Source organism: Aeromonas sp. 3P (assembly GCF_051919745.1).
Classification (GTDB): Bacteria; Pseudomonadota; Gammaproteobacteria; order Enterobacterales; family Aeromonadaceae; genus Aeromonas; species Aeromonas veronii.
On record NZ_JBQBED010000001.1, the window covers coordinates 3,479,864 to 3,503,007 of the forward strand.

General features: G+C 59.9%; 22 protein-coding genes and 1 pseudogene. 13 read left to right on the top strand and 10 right to left on the bottom strand.

Annotated elements, in window-relative coordinates:
• Positions 1-12: 12 nt before the first annotated feature.
• Genes rnr through ACTG19_RS16160 form a run of 4 tightly spaced genes read left to right on the top strand, consistent with a single transcriptional unit; the run spans position 13 to position 4,239 of the window.
• Positions 13-2,406 (top strand): ribonuclease R, encoded by a 2,394-nt coding sequence (rnr, locus tag ACTG19_RS16145; RefSeq protein ID WP_439989267.1) that lies wholly within the window; start codon positions 13-15, stop codon positions 2,404-2,406.
• Positions 2,403-3,152, top strand: coding sequence for a 23S rRNA (guanosine(2251)-2'-O)-methyltransferase RlmB (rlmB, locus tag ACTG19_RS16150; protein ID WP_108612041.1), 750 nt, complete (start codon positions 2,403-2,405; stop codon positions 3,150-3,152). Before rnr ends, rlmB begins: the two co-directional genes overlap by 4 nt.
• Before the next feature lie 2 nt (positions 3,153-3,154).
• Positions 3,155-3,727: a Crp/Fnr family transcriptional regulator gene (locus tag ACTG19_RS16155; protein ID WP_088868447.1), complete on the top strand. Its 573-nt coding sequence runs from the start codon at positions 3,155-3,157 to the stop codon at positions 3,725-3,727.
• Positions 3,728-3,783: 56 nt separating this feature from the next.
• Positions 3,784-4,239: a GNAT family N-acetyltransferase gene (locus ACTG19_RS16160; RefSeq protein ID WP_159157676.1), complete on the top strand. Its 456-nt coding sequence runs from the start codon at positions 3,784-3,786 to the stop codon at positions 4,237-4,239.
• Between the two features lie 72 nt (positions 4,240-4,311).
• Here the strand turns inward: ACTG19_RS16160 and srmB are convergent, their stop codons facing one another.
• Positions 4,312-5,535: an ATP-dependent RNA helicase SrmB gene (gene srmB, locus ACTG19_RS16165; protein WP_005343175.1), complete on the bottom strand. Its 1,224-nt coding sequence runs from the start codon at positions 5,533-5,535 to the stop codon at positions 4,312-4,314.
• A gap of 119 nt (positions 5,536-5,654) precedes the next feature.
• On the opposite strand from srmB, the gene ACTG19_RS16170 reads away from it, so the two are divergent.
• The 3 genes from ACTG19_RS16170 to brnQ (ACTG19_RS16180) all read left to right on the top strand — a co-directional run bounded on the left by ACTG19_RS16170 (position 5,655) and on the right by brnQ (ACTG19_RS16180) (position 9,599).
• Entirely contained in the window at positions 5,655-6,365 is a 711-nt protein-coding gene (locus tag ACTG19_RS16170; RefSeq protein ID WP_201990045.1) for a tRNA1(Val) (adenine(37)-N6)-methyltransferase, read from the top strand.
• A gap of 191 nt (positions 6,366-6,556) precedes the next feature.
• On the top strand, positions 6,557-7,861 hold the full coding sequence (brnQ, locus tag ACTG19_RS16175; protein WP_005335813.1) for a branched-chain amino acid transport system II carrier protein: 1,305 nt from the start codon (positions 6,557-6,559) through the stop codon (positions 7,859-7,861).
• Positions 7,862-8,321: 460 nt separating this feature from the next.
• Positions 8,322-9,599 (top strand): branched-chain amino acid transport system II carrier protein, encoded by a 1,278-nt coding sequence (brnQ, locus tag ACTG19_RS16180; protein WP_235687243.1) that lies wholly within the window; start codon positions 8,322-8,324, stop codon positions 9,597-9,599.
• A gap of 73 nt (positions 9,600-9,672) precedes the next feature.
• On the opposite strand, the gene ACTG19_RS16185 is transcribed toward brnQ (ACTG19_RS16180), so the two are convergent.
• The 3 genes from ACTG19_RS16185 to zur are packed head-to-tail and all read right to left on the bottom strand — an operon-like array spanning position 9,673 to position 10,817.
• Positions 9,673-9,903, bottom strand: coding sequence for a hypothetical protein (locus ACTG19_RS16185; protein ID WP_005335809.1), 231 nt, complete (start codon positions 9,901-9,903; stop codon positions 9,673-9,675).
• 4 nt (positions 9,904-9,907) lie between these two features.
• Positions 9,908-10,369, bottom strand: coding sequence for a chemotaxis protein CheX (locus tag ACTG19_RS16190; protein ID WP_005343179.1), 462 nt, complete (start codon positions 10,367-10,369; stop codon positions 9,908-9,910).
• On the bottom strand, positions 10,359-10,817 hold the full coding sequence (zur, locus tag ACTG19_RS16195; RefSeq protein ID WP_005335805.1) for a zinc uptake transcriptional repressor Zur: 459 nt from the start codon (positions 10,815-10,817) through the stop codon (positions 10,359-10,361). Before zur ends, ACTG19_RS16190 begins: the two co-directional genes overlap by 11 nt.
• A 137-nt stretch (positions 10,818-10,954) precedes the next feature.
• Here zur and dusA point away from each other — a divergent pair, with 137 nt between their 5' ends.
• On the top strand, positions 10,955-11,941 hold the full coding sequence (gene dusA, locus ACTG19_RS16200) for a tRNA dihydrouridine(20/20a) synthase DusA (protein WP_181269239.1): 987 nt from the start codon (positions 10,955-10,957) through the stop codon (positions 11,939-11,941).
• 68 nt (positions 11,942-12,009) lie between these two features.
• Here the strand turns inward: dusA and ACTG19_RS16205 are convergent, their stop codons facing one another.
• The 3 genes from ACTG19_RS16205 to ACTG19_RS16215 form a co-directional block, all read right to left on the bottom strand.
• Complete coding sequence (locus ACTG19_RS16205; RefSeq protein ID WP_439989268.1) at positions 12,010-13,569, bottom strand: methyl-accepting chemotaxis protein; 1,560 nt, start codon at positions 13,567-13,569, stop codon at positions 12,010-12,012.
• A gap of 137 nt (positions 13,570-13,706) precedes the next feature.
• Positions 13,707-14,006, bottom strand: a complete 300-nt coding sequence (locus ACTG19_RS16210; protein WP_005335795.1) for a hypothetical protein — start codon at positions 14,004-14,006, stop codon at positions 13,707-13,709.
• Between the two features lie 118 nt (positions 14,007-14,124).
• Positions 14,125-15,729 (bottom strand): peptide ABC transporter substrate-binding protein, encoded by a 1,605-nt coding sequence (locus tag ACTG19_RS16215; protein WP_439989269.1) that lies wholly within the window; start codon positions 15,727-15,729, stop codon positions 14,125-14,127.
• A 184-nt stretch (positions 15,730-15,913) separates the two neighbouring features.
• On the opposite strand from ACTG19_RS16215, the gene ACTG19_RS16220 reads away from it, so the two are divergent.
• Positions 15,914-16,621, top strand: coding sequence for a ParB-like protein (locus ACTG19_RS16220; RefSeq protein WP_113739841.1), 708 nt, complete (start codon positions 15,914-15,916; stop codon positions 16,619-16,621).
• Positions 16,622-16,715: 94 nt separating this feature from the next.
• Here ACTG19_RS16220 and ACTG19_RS16225 read toward each other — a convergent pair whose 3' ends face one another.
• Complete coding sequence (locus ACTG19_RS16225; protein ID WP_113739840.1) at positions 16,716-17,375, bottom strand: CatB-related O-acetyltransferase; 660 nt, start codon at positions 17,373-17,375, stop codon at positions 16,716-16,718.
• Between the two features lie 282 nt (positions 17,376-17,657).
• Between ACTG19_RS16225 and ACTG19_RS16230 the strand changes: the two genes are divergently transcribed.
• Positions 17,658-18,086 carry a DUF2753 family protein gene (locus ACTG19_RS16230; protein ID WP_005335785.1) on the top strand — a complete coding sequence of 143 codons (429 nt, stop codon included), beginning with the start codon at positions 17,658-17,660 and terminating at the stop codon, positions 18,084-18,086.
• 18 nt (positions 18,087-18,104) lie between these two features.
• Here ACTG19_RS16230 and ACTG19_RS16235 read toward each other — a convergent pair whose 3' ends face one another.
• Positions 18,105-18,854: an enoyl-CoA hydratase-related protein gene (locus tag ACTG19_RS16235; protein WP_113739839.1), complete on the bottom strand. Its 750-nt coding sequence runs from the start codon at positions 18,852-18,854 to the stop codon at positions 18,105-18,107.
• Between the two features lie 90 nt (positions 18,855-18,944).
• Between ACTG19_RS16235 and ACTG19_RS16240 the strand changes: the two genes are divergently transcribed.
• From ACTG19_RS16240 to ACTG19_RS16250, 3 genes and pseudogenes are all read left to right on the top strand, one after another.
• Positions 18,945-19,400, top strand: coding sequence for a copper chaperone PCu(A)C (locus ACTG19_RS16240; protein ID WP_113739838.1), 456 nt, complete (start codon positions 18,945-18,947; stop codon positions 19,398-19,400).
• 94 nt (positions 19,401-19,494) lie between these two features.
• A pseudogene (locus tag ACTG19_RS16245) lies at positions 19,495-20,120 on the top strand (TIGR04219 family outer membrane beta-barrel protein).
• A gap of 31 nt (positions 20,121-20,151) precedes the next feature.
• Positions 20,152-20,832 (top strand): SDR family oxidoreductase, encoded by a 681-nt coding sequence (locus tag ACTG19_RS16250; protein ID WP_071912634.1) that lies wholly within the window; start codon positions 20,152-20,154, stop codon positions 20,830-20,832.
• Between the two features lie 113 nt (positions 20,833-20,945).
• Here the strand turns inward: ACTG19_RS16250 and ACTG19_RS16255 are convergent, their stop codons facing one another.
• On the bottom strand, positions 20,946-22,670 hold the full coding sequence (locus ACTG19_RS16255; RefSeq protein WP_113739836.1) for a proline--tRNA ligase: 1,725 nt from the start codon (positions 22,668-22,670) through the stop codon (positions 20,946-20,948).
• Positions 22,671-23,144 lie beyond the last annotated feature (474 nt).

Below are 23,144 nucleotides of genomic sequence, written 5' to 3' on the forward strand. Positions count from 1 at the left end.
TAAGGCCTGCTTATGTCTCAAAAAGATCCTTTCCTCGAACGCGAGGCCGAAAAATACGATAACCCCATCGCCAGTCGCGAGTTGATCCTGGAACTCATCAAGGGCCATGAAAAGCCCATGTCCCGTGAAGAGTTGGCCAAGGTCCTCAAGCTGAAAGATGAAGAGCCGTTGGAAGCCTTGCGTCGTCGTCTGCGCGCCATGGAGCGTGATGGACAACTGGTATTCACTCGCAACCAATGTTATGCCCTGCCGGATCGCCTGAATCTGGTCAAAGGTTATGTAATCGGCCATAAGGATGGCTTCGGTTTTCTGCGTCCGGAAGGTGGTGGTCCGGATCTGTATCTGAACAACCGAGAGATGCAACGCCTGATGCATGGCGATTACGTGCTGGTGCAGCCGACCGAGATCGACCGCAAGGGTCGTCAGGAAGCGCGTCTGGTGCGCCTGCTCAAGTCCCGTGAGGCAGACATTGTCGGCCGTTACTTCGTCGAGAATGGCGTTGGTTTCGTGGTGCCGGATGACAGCCGTATCGGCCAGGACATCATCATCCCGGAAGGGGAAAACAAAGGGGCTCGCCAGAGCCAGGTCGTGGTTGTGCGGATTAACCAGCGCGCCACCTCCCGCATCAATGCCGTCGGTACCGTACTGGAAGTGTTGGGTGAGAACATGGCGCCGGGCATGGAGATCGAAATTGCCCTGCGTACCCACGGCATTCCGCACACCTGGCCGGAAGAGGTGACCAAAGAGGTTGCCGGTCTCGGCGAACAGGTGCCGGAGAAAGCCAAAGAGGGTCGCATCGACCTGCGCGCTCTGCCGCTGGTGACTATCGACGGGGAAGATGCCCGTGACTTCGATGACGCCGTCTTCTGTGAAGCCAAGCGTGGTGGCGGCTGGCGCCTGTGGGTCGCCATTGCGGATGTCTCCGCTTACGTGAAGCCCGGCACGGCGCTGGATGCCGAAGCCTATCAGCGCGGCAACTCCGTCTACTTCCCCGAGTTCGTGGTGCCCATGCTGCCGGAGGTGCTCTCCAACGGCTTGTGTTCCCTGAACCCGCAAGTAGACCGCCTCTGCATGGTGTGCGAGATGACCATCTCCGCCGCTGGTCGCATGTCCGGCTACAAGTTCTACGAAGCGGTAATGAACTCTCACGCCCGTCTGACCTATACCAAGGTTGCCGCGATCCTCGATGGCGATCCCAAGCTGCGCCAGCAGTATGATCCGCTGGTGGGCCACATCGAAGAGCTGAACAACCTCTACAAGGCGCTCAAGCATGCCCGCCATCAGCGTGGCGCGGTGGAGTTCGAGAGCGAGGAGACCCGCTTCATCTTCAACGCCCAGCGCAAGATCGACCGCATCGTGCCGCTAGTGCGCAACGACGCCCACAAGATCATCGAAGAGTGCATGATCCAGGCGAACGTGGCTGCCGCCCGTTATATCGAGAAGAACGAAGCTGCCGCCCTGTTCCGAGTGCACGACCGTCCGGGCGAAGAGCGTCTGACCGGTTTCCGTGACTTCCTGGCCGAACTGGGTCTGGAGCTCAAGGGCGGCCTCGAGCCCGAGCCGAAAGACTTTGCCGAGCTGGCTGCCAAATTTGAAGGGCGCCCGGATGCGGAGCTGCTCTCCACCATGCTGCTGCGCTCCATGCGTCAGGCCATCTATCAGGCTGACAACATCGGTCACTTCGGTCTGGCCCTGAAGTCCTACGCGCACTTCACCTCGCCGATCCGTCGTTATCCCGACCTCATCCTGCACCGCGCGATCAAGTATCAGACCGCCAAGGAGCAGCAGGCCAACCTGCGCCACAAGTGGACCCCGAGCGGTGGTTACCACTACCAGCAGGAAGAAGTGGATCCGATGGGCGAGCACTGCTCCATGACCGAGCGCCGTGCCGACGATGCGACCCGCGACGTGGCCGACTGGCTCAAGTGCGAGTACATGCTGGATCACGTGGGTGACGAGTTCGACGGCGTTATCGCCAGCGTCACCGGCTTTGGCTTCTTCGTGCGTCTGGCGGAGATCCACATCGATGGTCTGGTGCACGTCAGCACCCTCACCAACGACTACTACCAGTTTGATCCCCTGCACATGCAGCTGATTGGCGAGAACTTCCGCCGTCGCTACCGTCTGGGCGACAAGGTGCGCGTCAAGGTGATGGGCGTGAACCTGGACGATCGCAAGATCGACTTCGTGATGGTGGAAGAGCCGCTCAAGGCCACCGGCAAGAACGCCAAAGAGATGGCGCGCAAGCAGGCCGAGATCAAGAAAGAGAAGGCCAAGAGCGCCCAGCGCCACGAAAAACGTAAAGAGGGCAAGGATCACGGTAAATCCGACAAGGGTGGCCGTGCCAAACCGAGCAACAGACGACCGAGCAAAAAGGCTCGCGATAAGGCCAAGAGCACTAAATGAGTACTGAACTGATCTACGGCATTCACGCTGTATCCGCGCTGCTGGAGCGCACCCCGGAGCGCTTTATCGAAGTGTGGGCCCTCAAGGGGCGGGATGACGACCGGCTGCAACCCCTGCTGACCGAGCTGGAATCCCTCGGCCTCAAGGTGCAGAGCGTGAACCGCAAGACCCTTGATGACAAAGCGGAAGGCAACAATCACCAGGGCATCATGGCCCGGGTGAAAGAGGCGCCGAAGCTGGCCGAGCACGATCTGGCCAGCCTGCTGGACGAGCTGGCGGCACAACAGAACCAGCCCTTCCTGCTGGTGCTGGATGGCGTGACCGATCCGCACAATCTCGGCGCCTGCCTGCGCAGCGCCGATGCTGCCGGGGCTCATGCTGTCATCGTGCCGCGGGACAAGGCCACCGGCCTGACCCCGATCGTGCGCAAGGTTGCCTGTGGCGCGGCCGAAGTGGTGCCGCTCATTCAGGTCACCAACCTGGCCCGCACCCTGCGCGAATTGCAGGAGCGCGGCGTCTGGATTGTTGGCACCGCTGGCGAGGCCGATCACGACCTCTATCAGGCCAAACTGACCGGCCCGATGGCGCTGGTGATGGGAGCTGAAGGTAAAGGCATGCGCCGTCTGACCCGCGAGCACTGCGACGAGCTGGTGAGTATCCCGATGGCGGGGGCGGTATCCAGCCTCAACGTCTCGGTGGCAACCGGCGTCTGCCTGTTTGAAGCCGTGCGCCAGCGTCGCGGTTAATCATGCTGACTGACAGACCCCCCTTCGATTGGGCGCAGGTCGCAGATAGAGAGGAGGCCGCGCGCCTCCTCTCTTTTGCCCGCCCGCTGACCCTCAGCCCGAAAAGCTGCCTCTGGCACGCTGGCGACAGCCCGGATTTGCTGGTCAGGGTGGAGCAGGGGCTGCTGCGGGCCAAGCTGGTGCTGGAGGATGGCCGCGAGTACATCAAGGAGTTCTACTGGGAGGGGGACGAGTTTCTCGACTTCCACCACCTGCTTAGTGGCGAGCCAGCCCGCTACAGTGTGGAGGCGCTGGAGTCTTGCCGTCTGCAGCTGTTCAGTCTGGCCGACCTGCGCCAGCTGCCCGGCTGGCCGCGCTGGTATCAGCACCTGCTGGAGGTGCAGCTGCGCATCAAGGAGGAGAAGGAGCAGTTGCTGCTGACCGGCAGCCCGCAGGCACGCTATCAGCACTTTCTGGACAGCTTTCCCGCACTTGATGCCAGAGTGCCTGACCACCAGATCGCCGCCTATCTCGGTATCACTCCCATCAGTCTTAGTCGCATTCGCAAACGGCTGAAAGAACTTAACAAAGGTTAATGCGGGGCGCTGGCGCCACGATTATGCTGGCAGGCCGAACTGATAAGGAGTTGCCGATGAACTGGATCCTGAAACCCTGGTCTGAACTGACCACTGACGAGTTGTATGAGTTGCTGGCGCTGCGGGCCGAGGTGTTCGTGGTGGAGCAGACCTGCCCCTTTCAGGATCTGGACGGGCTCGATCGCCGCGAAGGGGTCTGGCACCTGCTCGGTTATCAGGGCGAGCTGCTGGCCGCCTATGCGCGGATCATGGCGCCCGGCATCGGCGATGAGAGCGGTGCCGCCATCGGTCGGGTGGTGACCTCACCCAAGGCGCGTGGCGGTGGTCTCGGTCACCAGCTGATCGGCGAGGCGGTCGAGGCGTGTGAGGCGCGCTGGCCGACTCACAGCATCTGGCTGGGGGCACAGGCTCATCTGCAAGGCTTCTACAGCCAACACGGTTTTGTGGCGGAAGGGGAGGGCTATCTCGAAGATGATATCCCCCATATGGGAATGCGCAGAGTGGCGGCATAACCACTCGTCAGAGTGATTCAGAATGCAGAAGGGCCATCCCGCGGGATGGCCCTTCTCTTTATCGCTCGGCGATCACTTCTTCTTTTTCTTCTTGGCGGACTTCTTCTTGTCGACCGGCTTTTTCTTCTTCACCGGTACCCGCGCTTCTTTGTGTTTCGGGCGCAGCTCGTCGATCACCCGGCGCTTGAGGCGCTCCTCGGTGTAGCGTTCGATCTTGGCGACCATCGCCATGTCGTGGGCTTCCACCAGGCTGATGGCACAGCCACGGTTGCCGGCGCGGCCGGTACGGCCAATCCGGTGGACGTAGACATCGGCGCCGTAGGGCATGTCGTAGTTGATGACATGGCTGACGTTCGGCAGATCGATGCCGCGTGCGGCGACGTCGGTGGCGATCAGGAAGGGCACTTCCCCTTCGTGGAACTTGCGGATCGACTCGATACGCTTGCTCTGCTCCATCTCGCCACGGATCCAGGCGCAGGAGATACCTGCAGCCTGCAGCTGGCCGGAGAGCTCCGCCAGACGCTCGCGAGTCTTGACGAAGATAATGGCTTTCTGGGTTTCCGGATCTTTCAGGATATGGGTCAGCAGCGCCAGCTTGTGGGCGGCGTCATCAGCCAGATGGATCCACTGGGTGATGGGGCGACGTTCGCTGCGGGGCGGCTCGGCGTGCAGCTCCACCGGATCCTTGAGGATCTCGTTGGCGAACTTCTCGAGGCCAGCCCCTTCCAGGGTGGCGGAGAAGAGCATGGTGTGCTTGCGGTAGCGCGCCTCTGCCACGATGCGGTTCACATCCTTGATAAAGCCCATGTCCAGCATGCGGTCCGCTTCGTCCAGCACCAGCACCTCGATGTCGTGGCTCTCGAACTCCTCTTTCTCGATGTACTCGAGCAGACGGCCCGGGGTGGCGACCACTATGTCGGTGGTTTTGGTCAGGGCAGGCAGTTGCTCTTCATGGCTGACGCCGCCGATGATGGTCTCGATGCTGAGGTTGGTGTGGGCCGCCAGCGCCTTGGCGTGGGCGGTCACCTGCAGCGCCAGCTCGCGGGTCGGGGTCAGGATCAGCATGCGGCAGGGGCCAGGCTTGCGGCGCGGGAAGTCCAGCAGGTGCTGGAGTGCCGGCAGCAGGAAAGAGGCGGTCTTGCCGGTACCGGTCGGAGCGGATGCCAGAATATCGCGGCCGTCCAGGGCTGGCTCCAGCACCATCTGCTGGATGGTGGTGGGGCGGGTGAATCCCATCTCGGCCAAGGCCCGGTTGAGGGCTGGGTGCAGGTCGAAATCATCAAAGGACTGGCTCATGGCAATACTCGGTCATTAAGGAAACGGCAGATTATAGGCGATTATCTCGTCGGCTCCTATTGGTGAGTGTGTCTTAGCCGCTATAATCGCCCACCATTTTTGCAGATGACGGGGGCCAGATGGGACGTAGTCGCGGATTTACCTTCAAACAGTTCCATATCAATCACGATCGCTGCGCCATGAAGGTGGGTACCGATGGCATTTTGCTCGGTGCCTGGGCGCCGGTCGAACAGGCGCGTCGAGTGCTCGATATCGGCACCGGCAGCGGCCTGATCGCCCTGATGCTGGCCCAGCGCAGCAGATCTGACTGCCGTCTTGATGCGGTCGAGCTGGATATTAATGCGGCCAGTCAGGCGCGGGAGAATGCGGCTGCTTCTCCCTGGGCCGATCGGGTGACCGTCATAGAGAGTGCCATTCAGGATTATCAGGCCGCCCCTTACGATCTTGTCGTCTCCAACCCTCCCTATTTCTTGGCAGGCCAGTCATTTAGCGATCCGGCGCGGGCGTTGGCCCGCCATACCGGCGCCCTCGACAGCCACGCATTACTGGCGGCCTGCAATCGTTTGCTGAGCCCGAACGGGCAGGTGGCGCTGGTGCTGCCGACAGCGATGGCCGATGAAATTTTATGCATTTCGGCGAATTATGATCTGCATGGCATTTGTTATACAGCTGTTATCACCAGAGAGGGTAAAGAGGCAAATCGTGTTTTATTGCTACTTGGCAGAGGATTAAACAGGTGTGAGAGGGGTGAAATTGTGATCCATTCTGCTGATGGGGCCTATTCCGACAGATATATCCAACTGACCAACCCCTTCTATTTGAAGATGTAAATTTCGTCTTGAACTATTTTTTCACGCCATTATGCTGGTTCCAGATCGAGCGCCCGCTCCAGACCAGCTAAAACCACTGGTTGCGATGAAAAAACATGCGGGGCTCTTTTTTTATACCCCCTGAACACACCCGGTCAGCGACCGATAAAAACTATAACAAGCAATAATTTACAAGACAGACGAGGTTGAACTTGACGAAATCACTCACATTGTCCGATGTACTCGGATTAGGGTTTATGACCTTCGCCTTCTACCTGGGCGCCGGTAACATCATTTTCCCGCCGTTGGCCGGTTACATGGCTGGTGAGCACCTCTCCCTGGCGATGTTTGGCTTCCTGGTCACTGCCGTGGGCCTGCCTCTGGTGACCATTCTGGCCGTGGCGAAAGCCGGTAACGGCTGGGCTGGCATGACCAAGCTGCTGCCTGCCGGTGTTGCGACTGCGCTGGCCGTTGCCATCTATATCATCATAGGCCCGGCCTTTGCCGCGCCCCGTACCGGTCTGGTTGCCTACGAGATGGGCCTCAAGCCGTTCATCGGTGACATGGGGCAAGCGGGTCTGGCGGCCTATACCGTGATCTTCTTTGGTGTGGCCATTCTGGTCTCCATGAACCAGGGCAAGCTGATGGACGCCATCGGCAAATACCTGACTCCGGTACTGATGCTGCTGCTGCTGACTCTGGCTATCGGGGTATTCGTAGCACCGCAAGGCTCCATGCCGGATGCGTCCGGTGACTATCAGAACAGCCCGTTTGTGAAAGGGATCCTGGAAGGCTACAACACCATGGACACCCTGGCGTCCCTGATGTTTGGCGCTCTGATCGTCGATCTGCTGCGCCAGAAAGGCATCAACGATTACAAGAGCCAGTTCAAGTATCTGGCCATTGCCGGCCTTATCTCTGCCGTTGGTCTGAGCGTGGTGTACGTCTCCCTGTTCCAGCTGGGTAACACTGCAGCCGGTGTGGCGACCGATGTCAGCAACGGTGGCGCTATCGTCAACGCCTACGTACTGAGCCTGTTTGGTCAGCCGGGTCAGTTCATTCTGGCGGCCATCATCACTCTGGCTTGCTTCACCACTGCCGTGGGCCTGATTTCTGCATGCTCTGATTTCTTCCACAATCTGACCGGCATGGCTTACAAGAAGCTGGTGGTGTTGCTGGGCGTTATCTGTGCCGTGGTGGCCAACGTGGGCCTGAGCCAGTTGATCAGCCTCTCCATTCCGGTGCTGGTTGCCATCTATCCCGTTGCCGTGGCGCTGGTACTGGTCACCTTCCTGAAGGGTTACTTCGGCCGTCCCCGTCTGGTGTTCCGTGGCGTGTTGATGGTTGCCTTCCTGTTCGGTTGCCTGGATGGTCTGGGTGCTGCCGGTATGAAGATGGATGCGTTTGCCTTCCTGCCGCTGTTCGACAAGGGCCTCGCCTGGCTGATGCCGACCCTGCTGGCCTGCGTAGTTGGCGTGATGGTGCGTCCAACCGAGATGGCTGCCGAAGCTGCCTGATCACACCCGATCTGATATTGCCAAGAGCCTGCCCCGTGCAGGCTCTTTTGTTTTCTGTGAGCCTAGCTTCTCGCCTAGCTTTGCTGCCGTAATTGTCACTGTACGCAGATAGCATCTGAGCAGCCGTATCTTGCCGCTATAACCAGTTCCCCCTTCTACAACCCCTTCTCACTTCCCATAGGGCACGTGTGACACCTGGTTATGGAGCACCGAGTTGTTCGGCGATTAATTCCGCAGCGGTAAATTGTTTCAAGATATTAATTGGTGATTGAGATCGAACTCCTCTTCTTTATGCTAAAGGTGGTGCGCCTCATCCGGTCTGCGGGCCGTGTGGGGGCGAGAGGTATTGTTACCGGTTATCTGCCAGGCAGTGGGTGCAATCAATAACAAGCTGAGAAGGCAGATGAGGTTGAGTTTGACGAAATCATTGAAGTTGTCCGACGTATTTGGATTGGGGTTTATGACGTTTGCCTTCTATCTGGGGGCAGGCAATATCATTTTTCCGCCGCTGGCCGGTTTTATGGCCGGTGAGCATCTGCTGGCCGCCATGTGCGGCTTTCTGCTGACGGCGGTGGGTTTGCCGCTGATCACCCTGATTGCGGTGGCCAAGGGGAGCTCGGGGGGCGGCGCGAGTGGCTGGACCGGAATGACCCGCTATCTGCCCGCCGGGGCGGCGACGGCGCTGGCCATCGCTATCTATATCATCATGGGGCCCGCCTTTGCCATTCCCCGCACCGGTCTGGTCGCCTACGAGATGGGGCTCAAGCCCTGGCTCGGCGATGCCGGTCATGAGGGGTTGCTGATCTACACCCTGAGTTTCTTTGCGCTGGTGATCCTGGTGGCGCTCGATCGGGGCAAGCTGCTCGATGCGGTTGGCAAGTATCTGACCCCAGCCCTGATGGCGATGCTGCTTATTCTGGCGGTCGGGGTCTTTATGACGCCGCAGGGCACCATGCCTGATGCCAGCGGTGAGTACATAGATGCAGCCCTGACCAAAGGAATGCTGGAGGGGTACAACACTATGGATACCCTGGCCTCCCTGATGTTTGGCGCCCTGATCATCGGGTTGCTGCGCCAGAAGGAGATCGAGGATTATCGCAGCCAGTTCAAATATCTGACCATCGCAGGCTTGATCTCGGCGGTCGGGCTGTCGGCTGTCTATATCTCGCTCTTTCAGCTGGGCAACAGCGCCGGTGGGGTGGCGAGCGATATCAGCAATGGTGGGGCCATCGTCAATGCCTACGTCCTGAGTCTGTTTGGTCAACCGGGTCAGTTTATTCTGGCTGCCATCATCACCCTGGCTTGTTTTACCAGTGCGGTCGGCCTGCTCTGTGCCGGTGCCGACTACTTCCATGGCCTGACTGGCTGGGCCTATCGCAGCTGGGTGATCCTGCTGGGGGCGCTCTGTGCAGTGGTGGCCAATGTGGGGCTGAGCGAGCTGATTGGCCTCTCCATCCCGGTGCTGGTGGCCATCTATCCGGTGGCCATCGCGCTGGTGCTGGTGACCTTCCTCAAGGGATGGTTTGCCCAGCCACAGCTGGTGTTTCGCGGTGTTCTGACGGTCGCCTTTCTGTTTGGTTGCCTCGATGGGCTGGGGGCTGCCGGGATGGCGATGGACGGCTTTGCCTTCCTGCCGCTGTTCGACAAGGGGCTTGCCTGGCTGCTGCCGACTCTGCTGGCCTGCATCGTCGGCATCCTAGTGCGACCAAGCGGGAAGTTGGCTGCCGAAGCGGCTTGATTCAGAAACAACGAGATAGCAAAGAGGCCAGCATCTGCTGGCCTCTTCTGTTTCTGCTGTAGCAGTTACAGGATCAGATTTGCGGGCCTTTTGGCTTGGGTTTTCCCTCCAGACCATACCAGTGGGTTTCTACCCGTCCGGCATGCCACTCGAAGGTGCCCCAAGGCTGCTTGGCTTCCCAGCGCGGGAAGTTGATGAGCACCCGGTTATCTTCGTACTTGTAGAGGGAGGTGCTGATCTGAATGTCCGACAGGATCAACAGCAGGGCCCAGCAGATGAAAATCCATTTCAATGCTTTCCACATAGGGTTACTCGAAGCAGATTTCGATAGTGGCGCGACCGAAATCCGATTCGAACGGCATCATGATCTTGGTGCCATCGGCACGGTGGGTAATGGTGTGGTTGGGACCGGAGACGATGATGGGGGTTGCCATGTCAAACTCGTAGCCCTTCTCGCCCAGCATCCGCTTGGCACCGCCGGTCACCATGTTGGTGATTTCACCGACCATGTCGGTCACCTCTTCGTTGATGGAGGCGGGAGCTTCCCCCAGCATGCGGCGCATGATCTCCAGTGCCAGCCCCTTCTCGAAGCTGATGGAGAGGGAGCCACGGGTCTGCGGGCCGACCATGCCAATAAGGCCTGAGACGTCACCGCGCGCCAGCTCATCCATCTTGCGTTTCGGTTTGCCCGGTTTGAGTTCCAGCTGTGCCATGGTCGAGAGCACATTGAGCAGGGATAGCAGGAACGGATTTACAAAATCAGCCTTCATGATGACTTCCTACAGTGGGCGTACAACGGGCACATTGGCCATGTGCCTCTATCGTCTTATTGGTAATAGTAAAACCATGCAAGTGGGCCTGCTCGGAAAACGCGCTATCGATCGCCGTATCGTGAAGCTCGACCACATCCCCGCACTCGTCGCAGATCAACAACTGCATCGGGTGAGCGTGATCGAAGTGGCAGCAGAAGATAAACGCGTTGAGAGATTCCACCTTGTGAGCAAAGCCCTGTTCGAGCAAAAAATCGAGTGCCCGATAGACGGTTGGCGGCTTGGCATTGGCTTCGGTTTGTTGCAGCTGGGCCAACAAATCATAGGCGCTGATGGCGTTGCCGTGTGCCGCCAGCAGGCGAAATACCTGACGTCGGGTCGGGGTGAAGCGGATCCCTCGCTGTATACAGAGTCGCTCGGCTCGTTGTAAAAGTTGGTCTTGATTCATGATCGCGCAGATACCCTTTCTATTAGCCGGATACTATCACAGGGCCTCGCATGGCGCGGCGACAAAATTCATTTTCTGGGGCTGCTTCACGTTGTGATAAAATCCGCCCCTTTCTTTAGCCAACCCGGATGATTTTTATGCAGGCGCAGCGTTTTTCCATCGCCCCCATGCTGGACTGGACTGATCGGCATTGCCGTTACTTTCATCGACTGATGAGCCGCCAGACCTTGCTCTATACCGAAATGGTGACCACTGGCGCCATCATCCACGGTAAGGGTGATTATCTGGGTTACAGCGAGCAGGAGCACCCCATCTCCCTGCAGCTGGGTGGCAGCAATCCAGCCGATCTGGCGCGCTGTGCCAAGCTGGCCGAGGAGCGTGGCTATGACGAGGTGAACATCAACGTCGGCTGCCCCTCCGATCGGGTGCAGAATGGCCGCTTTGGTGCCTGCCTGATGGGTGAACCGGCGCTGGTGGCTGACTGCGTCAAGGCGATGCGCGATGTGGTCGATATTCCGGTGACGGTGAAGACCCGTATCGGCATCGACGAACAGGACTCCTACGAATTTCTGCAGGCCTTTATCGAACAGGTGCGCGATGCCGGTTGCGATACCTTTATCGTCCATGCCCGCAAGGCGTGGCTGAGCGGCTTGAGCCCCAAGGAGAACCGCGAGATCCCGCCCCTCGATTATCCCCGCGTCTATCGGGTCAAGCAGGATTACCCGGAGCTCACCATCGCCCTCAACGGCGGTGTCACCTCCATGGAGCAGACTCTCGAGCACCTGCAACACGTCGATGGCGTCATGATGGGGCGTGAAGCCTATCAGAACCCCTACATTCTGGCGCAGGTAGATAACCTGGTGTTCGGCCAGAACAACGCCGTGCCGAGCCGCCATGAAGTGGTGCGGATGATGCTGCCCTATATCGAGCAGGAGCTGGCCAAGGGCAACTACCTCTCCCATATGACCCGCCATATGCTGGGGCTGTTCCAGAACATGCAGGGTGCTCGCGCCTGGCGCCGTCACCTGAGCGAGAACGCCTGCAAACCGGGAGCGGATATTCAGGTGGTGCTGGATGCCATGGCCAAGGTGCCGGAGTTTGCCAGCAGCGAGGCGGCCGAATAAGCCAGTTGTGCCAGGGCAAGAACAACAAAAAGCGCGTCAGTTGACGCGCTTTTTTGATCGCTGTCGCTTCAATATCTGAACTGGTTGATCAGCCGCGAGAGATCCTGCAGCCGCTCTACCAGCAGGGTGATGCCATCGAGGGCCTGCCTGCTGTTGTCGGCGGTGTGGCTGGCCAGCTGGTGGATCTGGTGCACCCCTTCATCGAGCGTCGCCGTGACGTCGGCCTGCTGACTCACCGCTTGGGCGATCTCGTCGCTGGTGCGGGTTACCTGCCCCAACATTTGGTTTATCTGGGTGAGCACGTCGGCGGTGGTGCCCGCGTGCTGCTGGCAGCGCACCGAGGTCTGCGCCCCTTGCGTCATCCCCTCCGACAACTGTCGTGTAGTCTGTTGCAGCGCCTGGATCATCTCGTGGATCTCGCTAGTCGAGGCTCGGGTCTTCTGGGCCAGCGCCCTCACTTCATCCGCCACCACGGCAAAACCGCGCCCCTGTTCGCCCGCCCGGGCGGCCTCGATGGCCGCATTGAGGGCGAGCAGGTTGGTCTGGTCGGCGATTTGACTGATCACCTCCAGAATACCGCTGATCTTCTGGCTGTCGCTGGTGAGCTGGGCCAGCACGGCGTGGTTGGCATCCAGCTCCTGATGGAGTTGGTTGACGGCAGAACGGGTGGTCGCCAATGCTTGCAGCCCCTCGTCGGAGACCTGCTGTACCTCTATAACCAGATTGCTCGCCTCATGGGCACTGTGGGCCACATCCCGAATGGAGTGGCTCAGCTCGGTGATGGCGGTCGCCAGCTGCTCGCTGTGGGCGCGCTGCTGCTGTAGGTGGGTATCGATGGTCTGGATATTGCCCCGGTCATCTTCGGCAGCCTGCAGGATCTGCTGGTTGGTGTCGGCGCTGCGCCCGACCACGGCCTTGAGCTCGGCCTGCTTCATCCGCAGGGCCAGTTCGACGGCCGCCAGGGTGTCGCGCCGTCGGGTGTAGAGCACCTGACAGAGGCGGGTTCCCTTGTCTTGATCGGCAAGGGTGAGCAGATGAGCCAGCCGTTGCTGCAATCGCCAGCCGTGGGTTGCCTGTGCCAACAGCAACAAGGCGGTGGGCAGCAACCAGAACAGGTTGCCGGTAGCAAAGGTAGCAAGGGTGGTGAACAAGGCAGAAGCGGAGAGCCAGAGAGTCAGCTGACCCGGTTCAATGTGACACCGGCTCAGCCAGGGAAGTGCCTTGCCGCTGCGCAGCAGGCCATAGAGCTGCTCGGCCCAGGCCACATCGCTGGCGGCGGGTTTGGTGCGCACCGACTGGAACTCGACGATCTCCTTCTGCGCATTGAGGATCGGGGTGACGTAAGCGTTTACCCAATAGAACTGACCGCTTTTGGCGCGGTTCTTGACCAGCCCCATCCAGCTTTTGCCCTGTCGCAGCCGCTGCCACATGTCGGCGAAGGCCGCTTTGGGCATGTCGGGGTGTCGCACCAGATTGTGGGGTACCCCTTCCATTTCGGCAGCACCATACCCGGCTACATCACAGAAGTGCTGGTTGGCATAGGTAATATGACTGGCGGGATCCGTGGTCGAGATGAGTGCGATGTTGTCGGGGAAGTGTATCTCCCCCTCCTGATGGAGTTTGGTCATGTGTCGTTCCTGAAAAAGCCAAATAACTGATAAATATGTTTTTTATTGTCGTTCTCAGTTAATCATTCTAAGGCTCTTCAGTGACCCGAACTTGGCTTGGGTCAATTAATCAACACAATGAATTGATGAAGTAAGGGTCAGCTGGCCGGTGTGAAATCGTGAACTTCGCCGCTTCTCGGTTTAAAGCGCGGATCGCTATCTTTGTAGCTACGCACCAGCTCCATCGTTTTGCAAAAGCTGGTCTGCTTGTCGTACTCCTGACGAGCCAACTCGATGGCCCGCTCGGCCCGGCGCCGTTCCATCTTGTCAGACTTGCGATCGCTGAACTGTTGCTGCTGGTGCAGCATCCAGCCGACAAACTCTTGCTGGCATTGGGATTCGCTGTTGGCCTGAGCAGGCAGGGTCCACAACAATGAGAGCAGTATCAAATAACGCATGTCTGACTGGGTATTGAAGATTAATTGAACAGAAGGGGCGGCATTTTAGGCTGGAAATCGGGGTGTGAACAGTATCAATAGCGAGGCCCTGCGGGGCCTCGCATCGTTGTGGCCGGTGTCAGTGTTTGACGAGATACAGCTGGCGGCTGTAGGCCACATCTTCCGGGTTGTTGATGGGGTAGCCCTTGAGCCATGGCTTGATGAGGCGGGCATTGGTGTATTGGTAGATGGGGGCGATGGGGGCTTGATCCAGCAGGATCGCCTCCGCCTCGCCAAACAGCTTGCTGCGGCTGGCGGCATCCTGAGTGCTGGCCGCCTCTGCCAGTAGCTGGTCATAACGGGCATTGGCAAAGCCAGCCATATTGCCGCTGTGACGAGAGCCCCACAGGCCAAGGAACGCTGAAGGGTCGTTGTAATCGGCGACCCAGGAGGAGCGGATCACCTCGAACTGACCGCTCTGGCGGCTGTCGAGATAGGTTTTCCACTCCTGATTGGTCAGCTCGACCTCGGCGCCCAGCTTTTGCTTCCACATGCTGGCAATCGCCAGTGCCATCTTCTTGTGAATTTCCGCGGTGTTGTAGAGCAGGGTCAGCTTGAGCGGCTTGTCCGGGCCGTAACCGGCCTCCTTGAGCAGGGCCTTGGCCTTGCTGTCCAGCGCCGGCTGGCTGCTGGTGGAGAGCAAGTTGGCGGCCGGGGTAAAGCTGGCGGTTACATCTGGAGTGAAGTGATAAGCCGGTTTCTCGCCAGTGCCGAGCACCTTGTCGGCGATCAGGGCGCGGTCGATGGTGTAGGAGAGCGCCTTGCGCACCCGCACATCGTTCAGTGGTGCCTGACGGGTATTGAAGGCGTAGTAGTAGGTACCGAGCTGATCCGGGGTGTAGACCTCATTCGGGATCTGCTGCTTCAGCTTGTCGTACTGCTCCTTGGGGAAGGATTCGGTGATATGCAGATCGCCCGCCAGATAGCGGTTGGTCGCCGCGCTCTCCTGATTGATCGGCATGAAGATCACCTTGGTCAATACGGTATGGGCCCGATCCCAGTAATAAGGGTTGGGGGTCAGCTCCAGCTTCTCGTTGACCACCCGGTTGTTCAGCACAAAGGCACCGTTGCCTACCAGTTTGCCGGGTTGGGTCCATAGGTTGCCGTACTGCTCGATGCTGGCCTGATGGAGCGGCGACAGGCTGGGGTGGCTCAGCAGGTTCAGGAAGTAGGGCACCGGCTGGGAGAGGGTCACTTGCAGGGTGTGGTCATCGAGGGCCTTGACCCCCAGCTCGCTGGCAGGCAATTTGCCAGCGACTATTTCGTCCACCTTGTCGAAACGGGCCAGTTGGGCAAACCAGGCGAAGGTGGCCGCCTCTTTCGGATCGACCAGCTTGCGCCAGCCGTAAACGAAGTCGCCGGCCTTGACCGGATCGCCGTTGGACCAGCGCGCATCCGGGCGCAGATGGAAGGTAAAGAACTGGTTGCCCTTGTTTTCCCAGCTGGCCGCCACCCCGGCAACCGGTTTGCCATCCGGCCCCTGGGTCAGCAGCCCCTCGAACAGATCCCGCAGTACCTGCAACTCCGGCAGGCCGACCAGCTTGAGCGGGCTCAGGCTCGCAGGTTCATCCTTGAGGTGGCGAACGACAATCTGCTTGGCGGCGAGTTGTGTTCCGGCGGGAATATCGGCAGCCTGGACAGCAGCACAGCCCAGCAGGGCCAGCAAGGGGGTCCATCCTTTCATGGGTCGGATCCTTCAAATAGTGTGAAGCGGGGAGAAAACTCGGCGAGAAAATATCGCCGACAGATGGGAAATCATGATATCCCGTTTGCTGGTCTGACCGCCAGCATTCGACTCTCACTCCCAATCGGGGTAGAAGAGCGTTCCCGGCGTCTGTGCAGTTCAATGTGGTGAGGAGTGTCAAACGATGAAAGCATGGTTAGTGCTGGCCTGTGTGTTGAGCCAGGGTGCCTGGGCGTTGGCCCCGTGCCAGAGCGACACGGCGGTGGGCAACTGGTGCGAGATCGGCATCAATGCCTTGCACCCGACTCAGGGGGGCGTCGGCCAGATCCAGGTCGATGAGACCCAGGCCACATTGGCGGGCATGAGCGCAAAGCAGCTCGACAAGTTGATGAAAAAGAAAGAGATCCCCGTGGTGATTGCGCCGGATGGCAGCTACTGGCTGGTGGACAGGCACCATCTCACCAAGGCGCTGTGGCAGCAGGGCGTCAAGGATGCCCGGGTCAAGGTGATTGGCCGCCTGCAGGACAAAGCCAACTTCTGGAGCCAGATGCAGAACAACCACTGGGCCTGGCTCAAGGATGAGAAGGGACAGCCGCTGACCCCGGAGCAGTTGCCGACCAGTATCGACAAGCTGCCTGATTATCCCTATCGCACCCTCGCCGGACTGCTGCAGAATGCGGGCTACTTTCGCAAGGACAAACAGGTCTATTTCGTCGAGTTTGCCTGGGCCAGCTGGCTCGGCAAGCAGATGCAGTGGATGCCGGTGGACAGCGCCAATCTGGCGGCCCGCCTGCAACAGGCCAAACGGCTCGCCTGCGGCAGCGATGCCAGTGGCTTGCCCGGTTATCCCGGCAAGCAGTGCAGCCTCAACCAGTCCAAAAGCGCGCAATGAGTGGATGTGCGATGCCGGCACCCTGAGCATGCCGGAGATAAAAGAGGGCGACCCCGGGGTCGCCCTTATGCTGTCAGCTACTGGTTAGCGGTGGTCACTCATGGCGCTCCGCCCAGCGGGCAGCCGCCTGCTCAAGCAGGGCGACTTCGCCTTGCTGGATCAGCGGTAGGAGATCGTTGACCTGTTGATCCGGCCAATCCCACCAGACGAGGGCCTGTAGCCGGGCAATCTCCTCCTCACCAAAGCGCATCCGCACCACCCTGGCCGGGGTGCCCGCCACCATGGCATAGGGCGGCACATCCTGATTGACCAGCGAACGGGCGGCGATGATGGCGCCGTCGCCGATGGTGACGCCGGGCATGATCATCGCCTCCATGCCGATCCAGACATCGTTGCCGATGCGGGTATCGCCAGCGGGGCGGTAGCTGCGCTGGAGCGCCGCCAGATCGGCGAACGGATAGGTGCTGATGAAGGACGTGTTGTGGGTGTGGTTGCCGCCCATGATGATCTTTACCCCAGCGGCAATCTGCACATAGTCGCCGATATGGAGCCGGTCGATATGCCAGAGCGGCTCCCAGCCGGTGTCCGGGCTGCGGCTGAAGGGATCGCCATGGAGGTAGCGCACTGCCACCTCTTCGAAGGGGCCATCCCAGGCACCCGAGTAGTAGCTGTGCTGCCCCTTTAGGCAGATATTGGGGTTGGTCACCGTCAGGTGCAGGTATTCGACCTGCGACCAGTGTTGGCAGGGGTTCATGTTGGTACTCCTTTGCTGAATGGATCGGATGGGTTGCGTTCGCGTGAGCGCAGCTAATAGATCCAGACCAGCATGCGGGGCACGCAGAGCAGGGAGCAGCCCAGCATCTGCGGGAGGCGTGGTCGCATTGTGGGGCTCCAAAGAAGAGGGAAGGGCGCGATCATAAGGTCGGGCGCCGGGTTTGCCAAGGTTGCGCAGAGATCCTGCACTAACCCTCTGGTTGATATTTATTCTCAATTAGCCATGATAACACTCCCACCATGACGGATTCGGGAGAGTGAGATGACACCGCAAAGTTGGCAACGATACATGCTGGAGGCGGAGCGTGCCTGGCAGGCCGGTTCGCTGGGGGCGGCGATCTGCTTTTATCAGCAGGCGCTGGGGGATGTTTACGAGATGACCCAGGTCGAGTTGACCGAGCTGGCCACCATGCGGGTCGCCACCTGTCATCGGCTGGCCGACTTCTGGCGGGCGATGGATGAGCCGACTTACGAGCTGCGCTACCTGAAGCTTGCCTCCGAGCTGGTCACTGCGCTGGTGCCGCAGTGCCCCAATCGGGAGTGCGAGGCGCTGATCAGCGAGCTGGGTTGCTGTCGCGGCGCCCTGCTCGCCTTTCTCAAGCGCCACCCCAATCCGGAAATTGCCCGGCTGATCCAGCTGCAGGACAAGGTGCAGGGCTGCGAGCTGATCGGCCGTTTTCGCCTCAACTGACTGGCGTTGAGCGGCAGCTCAGCTCCGCCGTTTGAGTTTCTGGGCGATGCGCTGCTGCGCCTCTTCCCCCTGCAGTGCCTGGGCGAAGGCGCGCGCCTCCAAATCGATGACAAAGTGCACTGCTTGTTTGAGCTCCTGTTTCAGCAGTGCCTTGCTCTTTTGCAGCGCTCTGGGCGGTTTTGCCGCCAGCTTCAGTCCCTGCTCGCGGGCAAAGGAGAGTACTCCATCGGCTGCCACTACCTTGTTGGCCAGCCCTAATCGCAGCGCCTCCTCGGCATCAATCGCCTCGGCCAGCAGCAACAGCTCGGCCGCCTTGAGGTGCCCCACCAGACGCGGCAGCAACAGGCTGGAGGCGAACTCCGGCACCAGTCCCAACTCGACGAAAGGAAGCTGCAAGCGGGCGTTATCCCCCAGATAGACCAGATCGCAGTGCAGCAGAATGGTGGTACCGATCCCCACCGCCGGGCCTGCAACGGCGGCGACCACTGGTTTGGGGAAGTCGGCCAGGGTGTGGAGGAACTGCAGTATGGGGTCGCCGGGCTCCAGCGAGCTCTTGCCCATAAAGTCGGCCAGATCATTGCCCGCGGTAAAGCAATCCTGCTGCCCCTGCAACAGCAGGACATGCACCTCCTCATCGGCTGCCGCCTCTCGCAGCGCTGCCACCAGTTGCTTATAGAGCTCGGTATTGAGTGCGTTGCGCTTGTCGGGGCGGTTGAGGGTCAGGGTGAGCAAGCCATCCTGCTGCTCGGCAATGAGAATGGGGGCCATGTCTAAATCCTTGTTATTGAAAGGTGCAAAAAAGGTTGCTGCTGGGGTAACCTTGGCGCCGTTTAACAACATCATAAAAGGATTTCAACCATGTTTAAACGTGCGTTTTATTCTCTGCTGGTTCTGGGGATGACTGCGCCTGCACTGGCCAAGGTCGAGGCCGTCGACGGCTATGTGCGCCTGTTGCCGCCGGGCTCCCCCAACACCGCCGCCTTCATGGTGCTCAAGAACGATGCCGACAAGCCGGTCAAGCTGGTGGCGGCAGCCTCTCCTGCGGCGGGTCGCGCAGAGCTGCACACCCACCTGCACGAGAATGGCGTGATGAAGATGCGTCAGGTCGAGAGCATCGAGATCCCGGCCAAGGGCGAGGTTGCGCTCAAACCCGGTAGCTTCCACATCATGCTGTTCGAGGTGGGCACGCTCTCCGAGCAGACCCCTTTCCCGCTCACCCTCACCATGGATGATGGCGAGAAGCTGGAGCTCTCCCTGCCGGTCAAACCGATCGAGCCGATGGCGGGGATGAACATGAAGCATATGAAACACTGACATTTGTCGTCGCTTGTTCAGATTTGAGACTGGGTATTTTGGCTGTACCGGGTAAAATAGCCCTCTTTCCATGTATGCAAGAGGAAGTGAAGTGATGAAAAAGACGCTGATTGCCGGTGTTCTGTTTGCCCTGTGCAGCCAGAGTGCCATGGCCGCCAATGACTGGCGTTTCGCCGCCGGTGCCGATGTATGGAATGCCCAGGGCAGTGGTCAGGTTTATGGTGCCAGCACCAACTATGACGACCACTACAACTGGAACGGCTACCTGCAGCTGGAACACGGCATCATTTTCCTGCCGAACGCCAAGTTTGAATCTCCGACTTCAGCACCTCCGGCGGTGCCTTCAAGAACGAGCTGACTGCCTACGATCTGAACCTCTACTACCGTCTGTTCAACAACGATCTGTTCAAGATCGATCTGGGTCTGACCGGTCGTTACTACGATGGCGAGCTTACCTCCGGCGGTCGCAAGGGTTACGACAAAGATACCCTGATGGCCTACGCCGGCAGCGAACTCTACATCCCGAACACCGGCATCGCCTTCTTCGGTGATCTGCGTACTCACGATGTGGACAACTATGACTACCGTCTGGGTGCGTCCTACAAGTTCTCCAACATGCCGGTCAAACTGCGTGCCGGCTGGCGTGAAGCCAATGTGGACTTCGACAACGTCGACCAGCGTATCGACGGCTGGTTCATGGGCGGCGAATTCACCTTCTAATCTGACAGTCAGCTGACGACAAGGAGACGTAATGGGCTACATCATAGTGACGGGGGCCGGTTCCGGTCTGGGCCGCGCCTTGACCGCAGGGCTGGTTGAGCGGGGCCATCGGGTTGCCATGATGGGGCGCCGTTACGAGAAGCTGCAGGAGCAGGAGGATCTGCTCGGTCAGGCAGTGATCGGCATTGCCGCCGATCTGGCGCACCACGAGGAGGTGGAGATGGCGTTTGCCGCCGCCGTCGAGTGGGGCGGCCTGCCCGAGATGGTGATCCACTGCGCCGGGGTTGGCGAATTCGGCCCGGTCGGCATCTACACCGCCGAGCAGATCCGCAGTGTGGTGGAGAGCAATCTTATCTCCACCATACTGGTGGCCCAGCAGACGGTGCGTCTCATTGGCGAGAAAGGTGGGGTGCTGGCCAATGTGCTCTCCTCTGCCGCTCAGGTGGGCAAGGCCAACGAGAGCCTCTACTGCGCCTCCAAATGGGGGATGCGCGGCTTTCTGGAGTCGTTGCGCGCCGAGCTGAAAGGCTCGCCGCTGCGACTGGTTAACCTCTACCCGAGCGGGATCCGCAGCGCCTTCTGGGACAACTCGGATCACGTCGACCCGACCCGTTTCATGACCCCGGAAGATGCCGCCGCCTACATGCTCGATGCACTGGCGGCGCGCAGCAGTTGCCACGTGACCGATCTCTTTATCGGTCGCAACGAGTAGGAATCCTGCGCTGTCATCAGGTTTACAGTGCTTTCGGCACTCTCTCCTTGAGCAGAAGACAAACAAAAAGCGCGCCATCAGGCGCGCTTTTTTATATCGGGAAGAGGGTGGGCTTAGCGGCCCAGCTTGGCCTTGATCATGGCGACGATGTCGCTGATGGCCACTTCCTGCTTCTCGCCGGTGCGGCGGCACTTGTACTCCACCACGCCGTTGTCCATGCCGCGCTCGCCGATGACGATGCCGTGCGGCACGCCCAGCAGTTCCATGTCGGCGAACATCACGCCCGGGCGCTCTTTACGGTCGTCGAACAGCACGTCGACACCGGCCGCTTTCAGCTCGGCGTAGAACTGCTCGGCCAGCTCGGCAACGCGCACGGACTTGTGCATGTTCATCGGCACGATGGCCACTTCGAACGGGGCGATGGCGTCCGGCCAGATGATGCCGTACTGGTCGTTGTTCTGCTCGATGGCGGCAGCCACCAGACGGGAAACCCCGATACCGTAGCAACCCATCTCCATGGTGACGGACTTGCCGCCCTCGTTCAGCACGCTTGCCTTCATCGCTTCGGAGTACTTGGTACCCAGCTGGAAGATGTGGCCCACTTCGATACCGCGCTTGAGCAGCAGCTTGCCCTGGCCGCACGGGCTCGGGTCGCCTTCCACCACGTTGCGCAGGTCGGCAACTTCGTAAGCGGTGATGTCGCGATCCCAGTTGGCACCGGTCAGGTGGAAACCGGTCTCGTTGGCGCCGCAGACAAAGTCCGCCAGATGGGCGGCACTGCGATCGACGATGATGCGACCGGCAAAGTCGACAGGGCCGATGGAGCCTGCGTCGCAACCGGCGGCCGCTTTGATCTGCTCGTCGTTGGCGAAGGTCAGCGGGTTGGCCACGCCAGCCAGTTTCTCGGCCTTGATTTCGTTCAGCTCGTGGTCGCCACGCAGTACCAGGGCGATGACGGCCTGCTTGCCGTGCTCATCTTCCTCTGCCAGTACCAGCAGGGTCTTGGCGATGGCGGTCGGCGCCACGTTCAGGAAGGCGGCCACTTCGTCGATGGTGTGGACGTTCGGGGTGGCAACCTTGGTCAGGGCAGCAGTGGCGGCAGCGCGCTCGCCAGCCGGCGCCAGCGCTTCGGCCATCTCGATGTTGGCGGCGTAATCTGATGTATCGGAGAAGGCGATCAAGTCTTCACCGCTCTCGGCCAGCACCTGGAATTCGTGGGAGCCGGTACCACCGATGGAGCCGGTATCGGCCTGCACCGGACGGAAGTTCAGACCCATGCGGGTGAACGCCTTGCAGTAGGCGGCATGCATCTTCTCGTAGGTATCGACCAGAGACTCTTTGTCGATGTGGAAGGAGTAGGCATCCTTCATCAGGAATTCGCGGCCGCGCATCACGCCGAAACGGGGGCGCACTTCGTCGCGGAACTTGGTCTGGATCTGGTAGAGGTTGAGCGGCAGCTGCTTGTAGCTGTTCACTTCGTAACGCACCAGCGCAGTGATCACCTCTTCGTGGGTCGGGCCCAGTACGAAGGGACGGTTGTGACGGTCGGTCAGACGGCACAGCTCGGGACCGTAGTCATCCCAGCGGCCGGACTCCTGCCACAGCTCGGCGGGCTGAACCACCGGCATGGAGACTTCGATGGCACCAGCATTGTTCATCTCTTCGCGAACAATGTTCTCGATTTTCTTCAGTACCCGCAGACCGGTTGGCAACCAGGCATACATGCCGGAGGCCAGTTTACGGATCATCCCGGCGCGCAGCATCAGCTGGTGGCTGACAACTTCAGCGTCGGAGGGGGTTTCCTTGAGAGTGGAAAGCAGATATTGGCTGGTACGCATCGCGGTAGACCTTAGCTAGAACGGGCGCGGGGCCCAGGATAATTTCAAGGGCGGAATTTTAACAGGCTGGGCGTTGCGGCCCAAGGGCTAAATTTGCCGCAGCCGCGAAAGGGCGGCGCGGGCTGGCCATCTTGCGCGGATCGGAGGGGGATGCCCGGCTGGTCAGCATTGGCTTGCCGGAGGCGCATGTGACCGCAATTGGCTTGGTATAAGTAAAAGTTTGGTCATTTTGGCAAGACCCATAAATTTGATTTATACCGCGCGGTTTGTCCCTGTAACGGGCCGCAGCTTGCCAGTGAGGGCTCGCCAGGGGGATTGGCCGATCCTGACGATGCTGATCTTGCCGCAACCCGCGGGAACGGGGGCTGGCGGGGCCTTGCCCACGGGTCATTTGGCCGGGCTGCAAAAGCGGGACGGGTAGTACCACAACCATTGGGCTTTTAATGCCTGCAATTTGGCCGGATCTCCGCTAAA